The organism is Ensifer sp. Root31, from assembly GCF_001424825.1.
GTDB lineage: Bacteria > Pseudomonadota > Alphaproteobacteria > Rhizobiales > Rhizobiaceae > Ensifer > Ensifer canadensis.
Genome location: NZ_LMCO01000035.1, coordinates 1 through 14,666, shown reverse-complemented (window position 1 = coordinate 14,666; position 14,666 = coordinate 1). Strand labels below are relative to the sequence as shown.

The following is a 14,666-nucleotide window of genomic DNA, read 5'->3' as shown; positions in this document are numbered from 1 at the left end:
ATCGCCACGACGCCCTCGGTAGCGGCCGCACAGGCAATATGCCGCCCAGGCCCGATGTCTCCAATCCCTCGCCTTGAACGGAATCGGATCGCGGTCTTGTGCGGAAAGTCACTTCAACTGACCGTGAAACCACCCAGTGGCCGCCGATAACACATTCCGCATAATATTGGTCGAGCGGAACGGTGGGAATCTCTGCTCCGTAGCGATGCGGAGGGCCCGCCTGAAAGGACTTATTCCCTATGGAGCGGATCAAGAGCTTCGAGGAAATTCGCCGCACGATCTTAAATCACGTCTGAAGCCGAGCGCGTTCTATGTGTCTCCCGCCTGCCCTCGTCGCTCGTCGCAACAAGGGCCTCTGCTTCAGTAAGCAGACGTGGAAGTTAATGGACAATCTGCTGGAGAAAGCGTCTCGTCCTCTCGTTTGCCGGCGCATCGAAGAAGGCATCCGGCACGTTGCTTTCGACAATCATCCCCTGGTCCATGAACACCACTCGATTGGCCACCCGCCGAGCGAAACCCATTTCGTGAGTCACCACGATCATAGTCATGCCTTCTTCGGCGAGAGACACCATGGTGTCGAGCACCTCCTTGACCATTTCCGGATCAAGCGCCGATGTCGGTTCGTCGAACAACATTACCTTGGGCGCCATGCACAGTGCGCGGGCGATCGCCACGCGTTGCTGCTGACCACCTGAGAGCTGACCTGGAAATTTACGTGCCTGATCCGGAATCCGCACGCGTTCCAGGAACTGCATCGCGCGCTCTTCCGCATCCTTGCGGCGCGTCCGGCGCGACAGTATCTGCGGGAGTGCGCAATTTTCCAGGACCGACAAGTGCGGAAACAGGTTGAAGTGCTGGAACACCATTCCGACATCGCGCCGGATCGTGTCGATGTTCTTCAAACTCTCGTTGAGCGCGGTACCATTGACGATGATTTCGCCCCGCTGATGCTCCTCAAGATGGTTGACGCAGCGGATAAGAGTAGATTTTCCAGACCCAGATGGACCGCAGATCACGATCCGTTCGCGCGGCTTGACAAAGAGGTCTACGTTGCGCAGGACATGGTAGTTTCCGTACCACTTGTCCAAGTTTCGAATGACGATCGCGGGTTGATCGACGTCCCGCTCTTCATGGATAGACATTAGCGATAATCCTTTGCCTTTACCCGGATCTCGAGCCAACGGGCGTAATAGGAGATACCGACGCAGATCGCGAAGTAGATCAGGCCGACGAACAGATAGGCCTCAGTGTAGGGAGCCGGCCAAACCGGATCCATGGCCGCCGAGCGGCCCGCACTTAGCATATCGAACACACCGACAATCATGACGAGGCTGGTGTTTTTCACCATGACGATGGCGGTATTGGTCAACGGCGGGATGACCTTTTGGATCGCCTGCGGCAGGACTATGTGCTGGATCGCCTTCCAATGCGGGATCCCAAGCGCCTTGGCGGCTTCTTTCTGCCCAGGCGGGATTGCCTGCAGTCCTCCCCGGATGACCTCCGCAAGATAGGCGGCGGAGAATATCGTAAGGGCAGCGAGCGTCCGGCCAAGCTTGTCGATGTCGAAGCCCGGAGGTAGTAGCAGAGGCAGCAGGATCGAAGCGACGAACAGGAGACCGACTAACGGAAGTCCGCGTACCGTTTCTATCAGGCCAATCGAAAGAAGGCGCGGGATCGCCAGCGTCGATCGGCGCCCCAATGCCAGGAAGATCGCAAAGGGAAAGCCAAGCCCGAGAGACAGCAGTGCAAGAAGAAGCGTGACCGGCAGCCCGCCCCAATTGGCGGTGGAGACGTGCGGAAGCCCTGCAAAGCCACCCCACATGAGAGCCAGCATCGCACAGACGGCGCCTGTCCAGGCCAGTGCGAGCTTTCTTCCCCAGAGCGCAGGAGTAAGCGAGACGAGGATCATGAGAAGGATGAGTGACATCACCACGACAGGTCGCCACTGTTGATCGGGTGGATAAAGACCGAACATGATGAAGCGAAGTTTCGCGCCAATGAACGCCCAGCAGGCTCCGCCCGACCTGCAAACGGAAGGATCATCGGTCGCCCAGATGGCATCGGTCACGGCCCATCGGAAGGCCGGAAGCAGCGAAACGATCACCCCGACCGCGCCGAGTGAAAGGAGGGCGCTCATCATGTCACCAAACAGAAGCTTCAGGATCGGCATGCGCTTGGCAGGCGGTGCTTTCTGCGGCGCCATCAGCTCGGTCGCGGCCATGGCGTAGTTCATTGTCGCAAGGCTCGTCATCGGGTCACCAATGCTACATGTGAGTTGTACCAATTCATGAACAGCGATACCGCGATGCTGATCGTGAGGAAGACTGCCAACAGGATGGCGATGCTTTCGATGGCCTGGCCCGTCTGATTGATCACGGTCCCCACCACGAGGCCGAGTTCCGGATACCCGACGGCTAGTGCCAGCGTCGTGTTTTTTACGGTCGAGAGGTACTGAGAGGTCATCGGGGGGATGATGATGCGGAGCGCCTGGGGAATGATGATCCGGAACACCGTCTGCCGCTCTGACAAACCCAAGGCTCGGCCGGCCTCCCATTGACCGCGGGAGACAGCCTCAATCCCACCGCGGATTACCTCGCTGATGAAGACTGATGTGTAAATGACGAGGCCGACCATCAGCGCCGCAAATTCCGGCGAGAGCCGCATACCGCCGACGAAATTGAAACCCTTGAGTTCCGGAAAGCTGACCGAGGGCTCTATGGCGATTGTCCCGAATATGATCGCTGCCACGAGAACGCCGCCAAGTGAGATTCTTCTCTCGAGCGGGGAACGGCCCCTCATCAAACACCAGAGAACCATCGTGATTGCCGCGAAGGCGAGGACCAAAGCGACGCCGTGCCGTCCGAGAGAAAGCGACGGGAGGTAAAGTCCGCGCAGCGACAGGTAGATGCCCGAGATTGGATTAAACGCAAGTCTCGGGGACGGGAGAAGCGTGGTCGCGAGTGCGTACCAGAACAGCAGTTGAACGATCAGCGGCATGTTGCGCACACCACCGACAAAAACGACGGCCATTTTGGAGGAGATCGGATTGTTGGCCAGGCGAACCAGGGCAATTAAGAGACCAAAAATGGTCGAGGCGACGATGGCAAGGACCGCGATAGCGGCTGTGTTTGCCAGGCCCACGAGGTAGGCCCAGCCGAAGGTGTCGGATGGATCGTAGGGCAGAATGCCTTCCGAGATGGGGAAGTTCGCCTGCCGATGCAGGTAATCGAATCCTACGCGAATGCCGCGTTCAGCCAGGTTGCTCGCGGTATTCGACCACAGCCAGTAAAGAAGACTGGCAAAGCCCACGAGCAACAGGACCTGGAGAGCGGTGCTCCGAGCATGGCGATTGTCCAACAGTGTCGAGAACATGCCAGCCTCCAAGGTTACTGGAACGCCAACGGGAACATCAACCCGCCATCGCTAAAGAGCCGGTTGGCACCGCGATCCAGCTTCAGCGGACTGTCCTTGCCGAGGTTGCGATCGAACATCTCCCCGTAGTTGCCCAGCTTCGCGATGATGTTGCCGGCGAACTTTTCGTCGAGACCGATTGCGGCGCCATTTCCGGGCTCGACCCCGAGGAAGCGTTTGACGCGCGGATCTTCCGACTTTTCCATCTCAGCGACATTTTTCTGCGTGATCCCAAGCTGTTCACCGGTGATCAGGGCCTGGATCGACCAATTGACAATGTCGAGCCACTGGTCGTCGCCGTGACGAACCGCCGGCGTGAGCGCGTCCATGAACTTGGTAGCGGGAAAGATTACATAGTCGTCGGCATTTTCGGCCTTTGTGGCTCTGATCGATGCGAGCGCTGCGGCATCGGTAATAAGCGCGTCACACCTGCCGGAGAAGAAGGCTTGGCTCAATGCGGAACTGTTTTCGAACACGACCGGCGTAAGCCCAAGATTGTGCTCTTTCGAGACGTCGTTTGCGACGACCTCTGTCGTCGATCCGGTCTGGACGCACACCGAGGCGCCCTCCATCTCCTCGACTTTCGTCACCCCGAGCGACTTCGGCATCATGAAGCCGGTGAACTCATAGTAGTTCGGAGTCGTGAAGTTGAGTCCATTCGCATCGCGGCGCAGAGTCCAGGTGAACGTCCGCGGAAGGATGTCGATTTCGCCGGTTTGCAGAGCAGGCACCCGTTGCTGGCCACTCAGGGGCACGAACTCCACCTTGTCCTTGTCGTTGAAGACTGCGACCGCCACCGCTCTGCAGGTGTCAACGTCAAGGCCGCGCCAATAACCCTTTTCATCGGGAGCTCCGAAGCCAACGGTACCTTGGCTCGCGGCGCATTTCAGAAAGCCGCGCGCCTTGACGCTGGCAAGTGTCGTTTGCGCGGACGCCGAAGGTGACCCGACGATTAGACTAGAGACGAAGATCGCGGTCATGCTCATTAGTTTCAGTATCATTTTGGTTCCCCATTTTTTTGGTTGTGAGAATTTTGGAAGACGTCTTCAGCTCGCCTTGGAGACCTTCGCTGGCGCAGATCGTTCGGCGATGTCGGCGAGGAATGCTTCGATGTCGGCTTTGAGGTCATCCAGATCTTCCAAGCCGATGCTGACCCTCAGAACCAGATCCTCCCCATGCCATTGGCTGGCACTACGATTCTGTTTGACCGGCATGGGTGCGATGAGGCTGCGCGTTCCTCCCCATGACGCACCAATGGCAAAGGTGCGCAGGACGTCGAGGGCCGCAGCAGCGTGTTTGCTCGCTTCAGGCTTCAGCACCACGCTGAAGACCCCGCTCACGCCGAGGAAGTCACGCTTCCAGATGTCATGCCCCGGAAAATCCAGCAGCGAGGGGTAAAGTACCTGTTCGACCAAGGGATGATGCTGAATCAGGGCAATGATCTCGGCAGCTCCTTCCGCGGCATGCCTGAGGCGCACCCCAAGTGTTTCCATTCCTCGCAGTACAAGCGTTGCATCATCGGGCGAAACACCGATGCCGAGGCGACCGAGAGTCGCGCGAAGGGGAACGATGTGCTCCTCTGCGCGCACCGTAATCGAGCCCATCAACACATCGGAGTGGCCAGAGACGTATTTGGTTAGGGCCTCGGTGACGATGTCGGCGCCGAGCGTGAGGGGTTTGTAGTTGAGCGGCGTTGCCCAGGTATTGTCGCAGCCGACGAGTGCGCCATGGCGATGGGCAATTTGCGCGATCCTCGGAAGGTCCTGGATTTCCATCGTCGTGGAGCCAGGGGACTCGCACCAGACAATCTTGGTGCGGCCATCGATTTGCCGCTCGAGATCGTCGATCGCCACCGGATCATAGTAGGCGACCTCAATTCCGAAGCGTGCGAGGTCGCGGTTGGCGAAGTCGCGAACCGGAGGATAAGAGTTGTCGGCAATCAGGATCCTATCGCCAGTACTCAAGAACGACAGCATGGCGACCGAGTTCGAAGCTTGCCCGGATGGGACCAGGAACGTTCGCACGCCCATCTCGAGCGCCGTCAGTTTTGCTTCCAGGGTCCGCGTCGTGGGTGTGCCATACAGACCATAGGTGTAGCCCTGATGCCCCCGCTCGCCGCGCGTCCTGTAGGCTTCAGCGTTCTTGAACACGATCGTGGAGCCGCGATAGGTCGCCGCGCCAAGCGTTTCAAAACCGTCCATATCAACGTCCGGCGTGATCACGCACTGGGTGAGATCTTTCATCTTGCCTTCTTCCCGAGAGATTTCTTTGATCGGATTAAACATGGGCATTCCCATTCCGTCCAATATCAATACGGTGATACCTTATTCTTCCTGGTTATAAGGTTGCGTACGATGAACATCCGACAGATCGAGGTCTTTTACGCAGTGATGACCAACGGCACCGCGTCACGCGCAGCCGAAGTGCTTCGCATCTCGCAGCCTGCGGTCAGCAAGGCGATCCAGGAGCTCGAGCGCGATATAGGTTTTGCTCTTTTTCGCCGGGAGAAAGGCAGGATGTTTCCCACCTCCGAAGGACAGATGTTCTTCCGAGAGGTGGAAGGCTCGTTCTCAGGCCTGGTCCACCTCAAGAGTGCAGCGGCCCGTATCCGCGATTTCGGATCCGGTGAAATCCGGGTGGCCAGCCTTTCGGCTCTGAGCACCAACGTGCTGCCACGCGCGTTGAGCGGTTTCCAAAAAAAACACCCGAACGTCGCAATTACGTTCCAGGCACAGATGTCTTCCGTGGTGAAAGACCTCGTTGCGAGCGGTCAGTTCGATGTCGGGCTTGCGGCAGATGAGATCGATATTGCAGGCGTCGACGTACGCCCCTTTGCGCGCTATCGGGTATCGATCGCCGTGCCTTCAGGGCATCGGCTGGAGTCAGCCGACGTCATTCGACCCCAAGATATCGATGGCGAAGCGTTCATAGCGCTGTCGCCAGAAGACACGACACGGCGATCGGCAGAGACAATTTTCTTCAACGAAAACATCAAGCCGAAGATGGTTCTTGAGACGCCCTACTCGACCACGATCTGCGCAATGGTCCAGGCTGGGATGGGAATTGGAATGGTCAATCCCATGACCGCCGAGCCCTATGTGGGTCGCGGCCTTTCCTTGCGTCCCTTCGAGCCTGCGGTCTATTTCAGGACGTTGCTACTCTTGCCACCCAATCGGCAACCCTCTCGTATCGTTTCCGATTTCGTAGAGGAAGTCATGCGCCACTCGGTGTTTCAGGATTGAATGTGCTGTCTGCAGAGTGTCAGGAACCAGAACCAATCCCTCACCCGACCTGACCAACGACCGGGCGATATCGAGGATGTCGTCGCGAGCGGCTGTCGGATCATCCTTGCTCCCGGCGACCCCAGGCCCGATGCGGAAGTCGACACCGCTCACCTTCCTGAGGTCCAAATTGCGGTTGGGTAGATCCAGCGTCCGGCGCACAGCCGATGCCAAGACCGGCCGAGACCAGCGACAGCGCCTCCATCCTTCTGCGGCCTTCACAGTTGCTCTTCCAACGGATACCCGTCGTCGCGCGTGTCAATCGTTTGCGGCACGACCCACGAGGACAGATCGCCGAGGGTAGATCCTTCCGTGACTTTTCTGCCGCGGCCTGGCGGACGGCAGGTCCGTACGATCCGAACTAGAGCGAGGTGAGGACTGGCGATAGGCCTTGACGGCCCATGTATCATCCAACCCGCGGGTTGGCCTTTCGAGCCCATTGCCGGATCGACTGCCGTCCTGGCGAGAAGCCAGATGGATGCGTGTGGCGCTTCCTCTGTTCTCAGCAAGCTTAACGGCTGGCTGGCGCACGACCATAGAGCAGAAGCATGAGTATGATCATCACGCCGTAGATGATCTGGCGCCCGGCCTCTGGCATCTGCGTGACGGAGAGGATTGACTGCAGGAGTGTGATGAGGATTACGCCGGCGACAGTGCCGAGATAGGATCCCCGGCCGCCCAGGATCGAGGTTCCGCCAAGAACAACAGCCGCTATGGCAGGAAGCAGATAGGCATCGCCCATCGATTGCGAGGCCTTGGAAGCATAGCCTGCCAGCAGGACGCCGCCGAAGGCCGAGAGCCCGCCCGAGGCGGCGAAGGCGATCATCACGATGCGGCGGGTATTGATCCCTGAAAGATAGGCCGCCCGTTCGCGATTGCCTATGCCGTAGACGGCCCGCCCGAAGCTCGTCCGGCGCAGCAGGAAGACCATCGCCGTGCCGACCAGCCCCCAGATGAAGACGACATTCGGGATGCCGGGGATCAAGGCGCCGGTGGAGAGATAGCGCATGGCCGCGGTGGCGGAATCCTGCGGCGAGAACCCGCCTGTGTAGACCACCATCACCCCTTGAGCGACGGCATTCGTCGCCAGCGTCACGATCATCGAGGGTATGCGCAGATATGCCACCCCGACGCCGTTGACGAGCCCGATGCCGATCCCGCAAAGGATTCCGAAAGGGATGGCAAGAGCAGTGCCGACCGGACCGTAGGCGGCAGCCGCGCAGGCCATCATGGCGCCCGTTGCAACGGTCCACGGTACGGAAAGGTCGATCTGCCCGAGCAGGATGACAAGCATCATGCCGGTGGCGATGATGCCGAGGAAGGATGCCACCTTCAATTGCTGCAGCAGATACTCCGGTGACAGGAAACTGCGCGAATAGAAGCTGCCAAGGACAAGCAGCAGCAGGATGCAGCCGAACGCGGTGACCACCGCCGGATCGAGTTTGCGCAGGAAGTTCGGCTTGCGTCCGTTTACGTGCGTCATCGCCGTCTCGCTCACAGGAACCACTCCAATCTATTGCGCACCCGGAAAAGGGCCAGAGCGCCGAGGCTGATGGCCGCAAGCAGGATCAGTCCCTGGAAAAGCGGTTGCCAGAGCGGGTCGAGATCGAAAACGAACAAAAGGTCGCCGATCGTGCGGAACGCCAGCGCACCAAAGACGGCACCGATGGCGCTGCCCTTGCCGCCGAACAGCGAAACGCCCCCCAGCACCACTGCGGCAATCGAGAACAGCGTGTAGGCGTTACCGCTGGCGAAAGCCGCGTCACCGGTATACGTGAAAAAAGTGAGAAACAGCCCGCCGAGGGCGGCCACCAGGCCCGAAAGCGTATAGGCAAGCAGCTTGCCGCGCCGGATCGGCATGCCAGACATGTAGGCCGCCGTTTCGGATGAACCGACAGCATAGGCGGCCCGGCCATAGACCGACCGGCTGAAGGGCACCCATATCAGCACAACCACCGCCGCGAGTGCCGCGAGGCTCGCCGGGACGACTCCGAATATCCGTCCCGTCAGGGCGTCCGCCAGACCCTCGTTAACGGAACCTCCCGGAAAAGGTCGTAGCAACAGGGCGACACCGAAATAGATCGCCCCCGTCGCAATCGTCGCCACGATCGGCTGCAGCCGCCCATATATGACGATGGCTCCATTGATCGCGCCGCACACAGCCCCGACGGCCAGGACGATAACGACGCCGAAGGTCGTTTCGAGCGGCGAGCCCACAACCAACCATGAGGCCAGGCAGTTGGTGAGAAGGAAGATCATGCCCACGGAGAGGTCAATGCCCGCGGTTATCACCACCATGGTTTGGGCCATCGCGACAAAGGCGAGCAGCACCCCCTTGTTGGCAGCCGTCTGAATAACGTTGGCTGTGAAACCAGCCGGATGGTTCGCTGTGTAGATGATGAACATCACCACGAAGATCGCAACCGCAGTCAGCGTGCCCCGATGCTCGGCCAGTCGATACTGCCAGTCGTTCATTGCGCGGGCTCCTGATGGAATGGTTCCGCGGACGCGATGTTAAGCGCGCTCGCGATTAGGGCGCGCTCCGTTATCTCAGCTCCCACCAGTTCCCGCTTCACCGCCCCGTCATAAAGCACGAGGACCCGGTCGCAGCAGCCGATGAGCTCGGCATAGTCGGTCGAATAGAACAGGATGCCCGCGCCCGCGTCAGCAAGGCGCCGCAAGAGCAGATAGATCTCCTGCTTGGTTCCAACGTCGATGCCGCGTGTCGGATCGTTGAGGAGGACGATGCGTGGCTGCCGCATCAGCCATTTCGCGATGACGACCTTCTGCTGGTTGCCGCCCGAAAGTGCTCCAACGGGCGCATCAATATTCCCCGCCTTGATGGCGAGCAGCGTCATCATCTGATTGATGGCGTTCTCCTCTTTCGCGCTGTCGATGATCCCGCCGCGCGTCAGCCGGTCGAGCGACGCAAGCGAGAGATTGTCGCGCACCGTCATCGGCAGCATCAGCCCCTCGGTCTTACGGTCCTCCGGGATGAGCGCCATGCCGATACCGTGCCGGCGCGCCTGCGCGGGGCTGCTGATGCTGATCGGGCTGCCGTCGACGAGGACCGTGCCGCGCGGCCCGCGCAGGACCCCGAACAGCGCTAGAAGGAGATCACGCTGCCCCTGCCCGTCCAACCCGCCAAGACCGACGATTTCGCCCGAGCGGAGCGAAAACGAGATGTCGTGGAGCCGGTCCGCCCAGGACAGATTTCGTGTTTCAAGCACTGGCGCAGTTTGTGCAAGCCGGCCCGGTTTAGGAGGGTAGACGCTGTGATACTCACGGCCGATCATCATCTCGATGACTTCGCCGTCACTCTTGGAGCCCGCCGCGTAGCTCGCGACCTTGCTGCCGTTGCGAAACACCGTGCAGTCGTCCGCAAGTTCCGCAATCTCGTTCATTCGATGCGAGATGTAGATAAGCGCCAGCCCTTCCGCACGCAATCGCTTCAGCACTGCAAAAACCTTCGAAACGTCGGCCGCAGTCAGCGCCGATGTCGCCTCGTCGAGGATGAGGATGCGCGGCTTGCGGGCTAGCGCCTTGGCAATCTCGACGATCTGCTTGCGCGACAGCGGCAGATCCTTGACCAGAGCCAGAGGATGGATGTCGACGGCACCGGCGCGCGCCAGCGCCTCCTCTGCCAGGCGCCTCTGGGCCTTGCGGTCGATCATGCCGAACCGCGTCGGCGGATTGGAAATGACGATATTGTCGGCAACGCTGAGTTCTGGGATCAACGACAACTCCTGGAAAACGCAGACGATCCCGGCGGCGTTGGCGGCAGCCGGCGAAGCGAATTTCACCGGCTGTCCATCGAGCGTCATCTGGCCCTCGTCCGCAGCCACGACGCCGGCCATGATCTTGATGAGCGTCGACTTTCCGGCGCCGTTCTCGCCGAGTACGGCGTGGATGGCCCCTGCCCTGACCGACAGCGCGGCATTTTCAAGCGCGCGAACCCCACCATAGCGCTTCGATATCCCCTCCATGCAAAAGAGCGGTCCGCCATTTTCCATTGCGCTCTCCGGGAAACCGTTACGGACGACGGGCACCGCACGGCTAGCTGTGCGGTGCCCGTTCCTGATCGACCTACTTGTTTTCCTTGCTCTGCTTCATGATCTCCTGGGCGGAGAAATTAATCCCGCAGGTAGGGAAGGAATTACCGACGAAGAAATTGTCGGATTCGGACTGGAAGTAATCTTGGCCCTCCTTGAAATTCGGATCTTCGACAATGGCCAACGGCAACTTGACCGACTGCGGCACCACCTGTCCCTCGAGCGCGGCGATCGCCGTCTTGATGGCAACGGCCACCTGTGCAGGTCCGGTTCCAGCCGACGAGCATTTCAGGCCGTCGGCGGCATGTGCTGCGCAGAACTTGCGAAACCCGTTTTCGGTTTCGCCGCCAAACGGCACGAACGGATGTTTGGCGTCGATCATCGCCTGGACGATGCCGGTATCGCCACCCTGACCGGTAATGCCGTCAAAGGGACCGCTGGTGGCGATCGCATCCGCCGTCACCTTCTGGGCCACCGCGTCATCCCACTTTCCCATGACCTCGACGACTTCGAATTTCTTGCCCGATGCCTGGAGTTTCTCATGGATCCCATCGTGACGGTCGGTGTCGACCGAAGTTCCGGCCACACCGCGCACCTCGAGTACCTTGCCGCCATTCGGCAGATGTTTGACGAGCCATTCGCCCCACAGTCCGCCGAGCCCCTTCTGGTCGACGTTCACGTTAATCGCGTCCTCGGTGTCGAGGATGTTATCGAAGGCAACCAGCACCACGCCGGCTTCCTTCGCCCGCTTGATGACGGGCGCGAATGCCGTCGGGTTCTGGGCGTTGACGACGATGGCGTCATAGCCGGAATCGATGAAGTTGTTGATCGCCGAGATTTGGGCGGGCACGTCCTCACCCGTCGATACGACCTTGAACTCCTTCAGCTTGGCCGCGACGTCGGGCTGAGCGGCATAGGCCTTGGCTGTCTGCACCATCTGGATACGCCAGGTGTTGGCAATGTAGCCGTTCGCAAGAGCGATGCGGTATGGGCCGTCCTTTTTCGGAAACTTGAAGAATTTGGTGTCTGCCGACCAGGGCGCGAAACATTCCGGCTCCGCCGCGGGCCCTGAAACCACTTCCGGCTCTGCGTAGGCGGCCGATCCCAACATGAAAAAGGCAGTGGCAGCAACGATGCCGCCAGCGAGTGACTTCACCATCGACATTTCCTCCCATTGGCGCGCCGCTGATTTTGTTCTCCGGTTCGAGAGGGAACTCCTTCCCCCGGAACGGCACGAACTTCTCTGGCACCGGCACGCTGGATGCCTGCTTTCAACCATTGACGAGGCGCTCTGGTCTCCTCCCGAAAACACCGCTGTCTCTTAATTAGGTAGCGCTACCACAAAAAATTGTAAAGTAACATTTGCGGATTACCGAGAACCGAACTTCCCAATTTTCAGTTGAATTTCGGCGACGGTCGACACCGATCGAGGAAGGCTATTCACTTCCGTGATGTTAGCGCTATCATGCAGCGGTCAGAGTGCGATCGTTGCCGCATGAGGGTACCCATGGCCGAGGATTTCGAGATCGTAGACCAGCGCTTTGCCAGCCTGGTCAACCACAGCGCCCGAGTGGAACAGCTCTACACGGGGTGTCGCTGGGCCGAAGGGCCGGCCTATTTCGCCGCCGGGCGCTATCTGGTGTGGTCGGATATCCCCAATGACCGGATGCTGCGTTATGACGAAACCGACGGGCATGTGAGCATCTTTCGCCAACCGTCGAACTTCGCGAACGGCAATACCACCGACCGGCATGGCCGTCTGGTGACCTGTGAGCACGGTGGCCGCCGTGTCAGCCGCACCGAACATGACGGGAGCATCACCACCGTCGCCGATCGCTGGAACGGCAAGCGGCTCAACTCGCCGAACGACGTCGTCGTGCGATCAGACGGGTCGATCTGGTTCACCGATCCCGCCTACGGCATCGAGTCCGATTACGAGGGCCACAAGGCCGAAAGTGAAATCGGCGCCTGCCACGTCTATCGTGTCGACCCGGCGACGGGCGCGGTTGCGGCCGTCATTACCGACATGGTGCGGCCGAATGGCCTCGCCTTTTCGCTTGACGAAAAAGAGCTCTACGTCGTCGACACCGGCCGGACGCATGGGCCCGACCTTCCTGCGCATATGCGCGTCTTCGATGTGAACGAGCCGGGCGCGATATCGGGCGGGCGGGTCTTTGCCGATTGCACCGTAGGCCTCTTTGACGGGTTCCGCCTGGACGACGAAGGGCGGATCTGGACAAGCGCCCGCGACGGCATCCATTGCTACCACCCGGACGGCACCTTGCTCGGCAAGGTGAGAGTGCCGGAAAACACCGCCAATTGCGTGTTCGGCGGGCCTAAGCGAAACATCCTCTACATCTGCGCCACCAGCTCGCTTTATGCCGTTCGGCTGATGGTCAACGGCGCAAGACTCGACTGAGGCAGGAGGCCAGCCATGCCGTTCGTGCGGATCACCATCGTGGGCGAGACCCTCGCCGACGATCCTGCGGCCAAGAAGGCGGCAATCAGCAGCCAGGTCACTGCCGCGATTGCCGAGGCAACCGGATTATCCGAGCGCGAAATCTCCGTCGTCTTCGATGAGGTGGACGCAGGGAACTGGTATGTCGGCCGCATCGATGTCGGGACCCTGCGCTCACGCAGCCAGCAGGAGCCGACGTGAAGGACGACATCACTTCCAAAGACCAGAGCCGGAAGGCAAGCCGACGCGGCAGTGGGAGGCCAACCATAGCCGACGTCGCAAAGCTGGCAGGGGTTGCCGCGATTACCGTGTCGCGCGCGCTACGCGATCCGTCGCTGGTTTCGGCCGAACTGCGCGCGGAGATCGATACGGCGGTGGTCCAGCTCGGCTATGCGCCCGACCCCAATGCGCGCGCGCTCGCCTCCTCCCGAGCCGATGTGATCGGTGTTCTCGTGCCGTCACTGACAAACATCGTCTTCGCCGACACGGTGAGAGGCATCTATGACGAGCTCGGCGACGGTCCGTTGCAGATACAGATGGGCAATACCCACTATTCGCCCCGGGAAGAGGAACGGCTGATGCGGATGTTTTTGAGCCAGCGGCCATCGGCGCTGATCGTGTCCGGCATCGACCAGACCGAAACGACCCGCAAACTGCTCGAGAGCGCGGATTGCCCTATCGTGCAGATCATGGAGTATGGCGACGATCCGGTCGATATGCTGGTCGGGTTCTCCCACTTCGATGGCGGTAAGGCGGCGACCAACCATCTGATCGAGGCTGGATATCGCCGTATAGGCTTCATCGGCGCGCGAATGGATCCTCGCTCGCAGCGTCGCCTCGCCGGTTACCGCTCGGCTCTGGAGACCGCTCAGCTCTTTGATCCCAAGCTGGTAACCACCACGCTGACGCCTTCACGCGTATCGCTCGGTGCGCCGCTCCTGGCCGATGCGCTTGCCAAGGTCGCCGATCTTGATGCGGTCTTCTGCAACAATGATGACCTTGCCATGGGCGTGCTGTTCGAATGCCAGCGGGCGGGTATCGCCGTGCCGCACAGCATGGCAATCTGCGGCTTCAACGATCTCGACATGATGCACGTCGCCTATCCGTCGCTCACCAGCGTACGCACGCCGCGCTATGAAATCGGCCGGCGCTCGGTGCAGATGGTGCTGGATCGACTTGCCGGCCGGCCAATTGAATCGCCGATCGTCGACTTGGGCTTCGAGCTTCAGGTTCGCGAAAGTACGGCGCGATGAAACGGCACATTCTCAAGGATCGGCCGCAGCGCACAATCCAGATGATACATGATGCACTTCGGTTAGGTTCTCCATAGCGGCAACATCGGCTGCGCGGAGACCTCTCGCTGCCACTAGACCGTATGTTCGTGGGGTGAAGGTGGCCGCCCCCGCGGTAAGCTGAATTCGGGGGTTGCTCTGGATAGGCCGGAGCCGAGCCCCACGCTTAGCG

At 60.1% G+C, this 14,666-nt stretch carries 13 protein-coding genes and 1 pseudogene; 4 read left to right on the top strand and 10 right to left on the bottom strand.

The annotated features are described in order from the left end of the window. Nucleotides 1-380 precede the first annotated feature (380 nt). The 5 genes from ASD00_RS26605 to ASD00_RS26585 are packed head-to-tail and all read right to left on the bottom strand — an operon-like array spanning nt 381 to nt 5,654. The gene (locus tag ASD00_RS26605; protein ID WP_057210141.1) at nt 381-1,142 is read right to left on the bottom strand and encodes an amino acid ABC transporter ATP-binding protein; all 762 of its coding nucleotides are present in this window, start codon (nt 1,140-1,142) and stop codon (nt 381-383) included. Further along, on the bottom strand, nt 1,142-2,251 hold the full coding sequence (locus ASD00_RS26600) for an amino acid ABC transporter permease (protein ID WP_057210140.1): 1,110 nt from the start codon (nt 2,249-2,251) through the stop codon (nt 1,142-1,144). The genes ASD00_RS26605 and ASD00_RS26600 overlap by 1 nt, the downstream gene beginning before the upstream one ends. Continuing rightward, on the bottom strand, nt 2,248-3,372 hold the full coding sequence (locus tag ASD00_RS26595) for an ABC transporter permease subunit (protein ID WP_057210139.1): 1,125 nt from the start codon (nt 3,370-3,372) through the stop codon (nt 2,248-2,250). The genes ASD00_RS26600 and ASD00_RS26595 overlap by 4 nt, the downstream gene beginning before the upstream one ends. Nucleotides 3,373-3,386: 14 nt before the next feature. Further along, on the bottom strand, nt 3,387-4,412 hold the full coding sequence (locus ASD00_RS26590; RefSeq protein ID WP_057210138.1) for an amino acid ABC transporter substrate-binding protein: 1,026 nt from the start codon (nt 4,410-4,412) through the stop codon (nt 3,387-3,389). A gap of 45 nt (nt 4,413-4,457) precedes the next feature. Next, nucleotides 4,458-5,654 (bottom strand): PLP-dependent aspartate aminotransferase family protein, encoded by a 1,197-nt coding sequence (locus tag ASD00_RS26585; RefSeq protein ID WP_057210212.1) that lies wholly within the window; start codon nt 5,652-5,654, stop codon nt 4,458-4,460. Between the two features lie 111 nt (nt 5,655-5,765). Between ASD00_RS26585 and ASD00_RS26580 the strand changes: the two genes are divergently transcribed. Next, nucleotides 5,766-6,653: a LysR substrate-binding domain-containing protein gene (locus ASD00_RS26580; protein WP_057210137.1), complete on the top strand. Its 888-nt coding sequence runs from the start codon at nt 5,766-5,768 to the stop codon at nt 6,651-6,653. 42 nt (nt 6,654-6,695) lie between these two features. On the opposite strand, the pseudogene ASD00_RS41960 reads toward ASD00_RS26580, so the two are convergent. From ASD00_RS41960 to ASD00_RS26555, 5 genes and pseudogenes are all read right to left on the bottom strand, one after another. After that, nucleotides 6,696-6,888 (bottom strand): annotated as a pseudogene (locus ASD00_RS41960) (hypothetical protein); the annotation flags it as partial. Nucleotides 6,889-7,203: 315 nt separating this feature from the next. After that, nucleotides 7,204-8,190 (bottom strand): ABC transporter permease, encoded by a 987-nt coding sequence (locus ASD00_RS26570; protein WP_057210135.1) that lies wholly within the window; start codon nt 8,188-8,190, stop codon nt 7,204-7,206. Then, nucleotides 8,187-9,167 carry an ABC transporter permease gene (locus ASD00_RS26565; RefSeq protein ID WP_025430850.1) on the bottom strand — a complete coding sequence of 327 codons (981 nt, stop codon included), beginning with the start codon at nt 9,165-9,167 and terminating at the stop codon, nt 8,187-8,189. The genes ASD00_RS26570 and ASD00_RS26565 overlap by 4 nt, the downstream gene beginning before the upstream one ends. Then, entirely contained in the window at nt 9,164-10,705 is a 1,542-nt protein-coding gene (locus ASD00_RS26560) for a sugar ABC transporter ATP-binding protein (protein ID WP_057210134.1), read from the bottom strand. The genes ASD00_RS26565 and ASD00_RS26560 overlap by 4 nt, the downstream gene beginning before the upstream one ends. Before the next feature lie 73 nt (nt 10,706-10,778). Next, complete coding sequence (locus tag ASD00_RS26555) at nt 10,779-11,903, bottom strand: sugar ABC transporter substrate-binding protein (protein ID WP_057210211.1); 1,125 nt, start codon at nt 11,901-11,903, stop codon at nt 10,779-10,781. A gap of 348 nt (nt 11,904-12,251) precedes the next feature. Between ASD00_RS26555 and ASD00_RS26550 the strand changes: the two genes are divergently transcribed. Genes ASD00_RS26550 through ASD00_RS26540 form a run of 3 tightly spaced genes read left to right on the top strand, consistent with a single transcriptional unit; the run spans nt 12,252 to nt 14,455 of the window. Continuing rightward, nucleotides 12,252-13,163: an SMP-30/gluconolactonase/LRE family protein gene (locus ASD00_RS26550; RefSeq protein WP_057210133.1), complete on the top strand. Its 912-nt coding sequence runs from the start codon at nt 12,252-12,254 to the stop codon at nt 13,161-13,163. Nucleotides 13,164-13,178: 15 nt separating this feature from the next. Then, nucleotides 13,179-13,403 carry a tautomerase family protein gene (locus tag ASD00_RS26545; protein WP_057210132.1) on the top strand — a complete coding sequence of 75 codons (225 nt, stop codon included), beginning with the start codon at nt 13,179-13,181 and terminating at the stop codon, nt 13,401-13,403. After that, nucleotides 13,400-14,455 (top strand): LacI family DNA-binding transcriptional regulator, encoded by a 1,056-nt coding sequence (locus ASD00_RS26540; RefSeq protein WP_225968559.1) that lies wholly within the window; start codon nt 13,400-13,402, stop codon nt 14,453-14,455. Before ASD00_RS26545 ends, ASD00_RS26540 begins: the two co-directional genes overlap by 4 nt. The last annotated feature ends 211 nt before the right edge of the window (nt 14,456-14,666 follow it).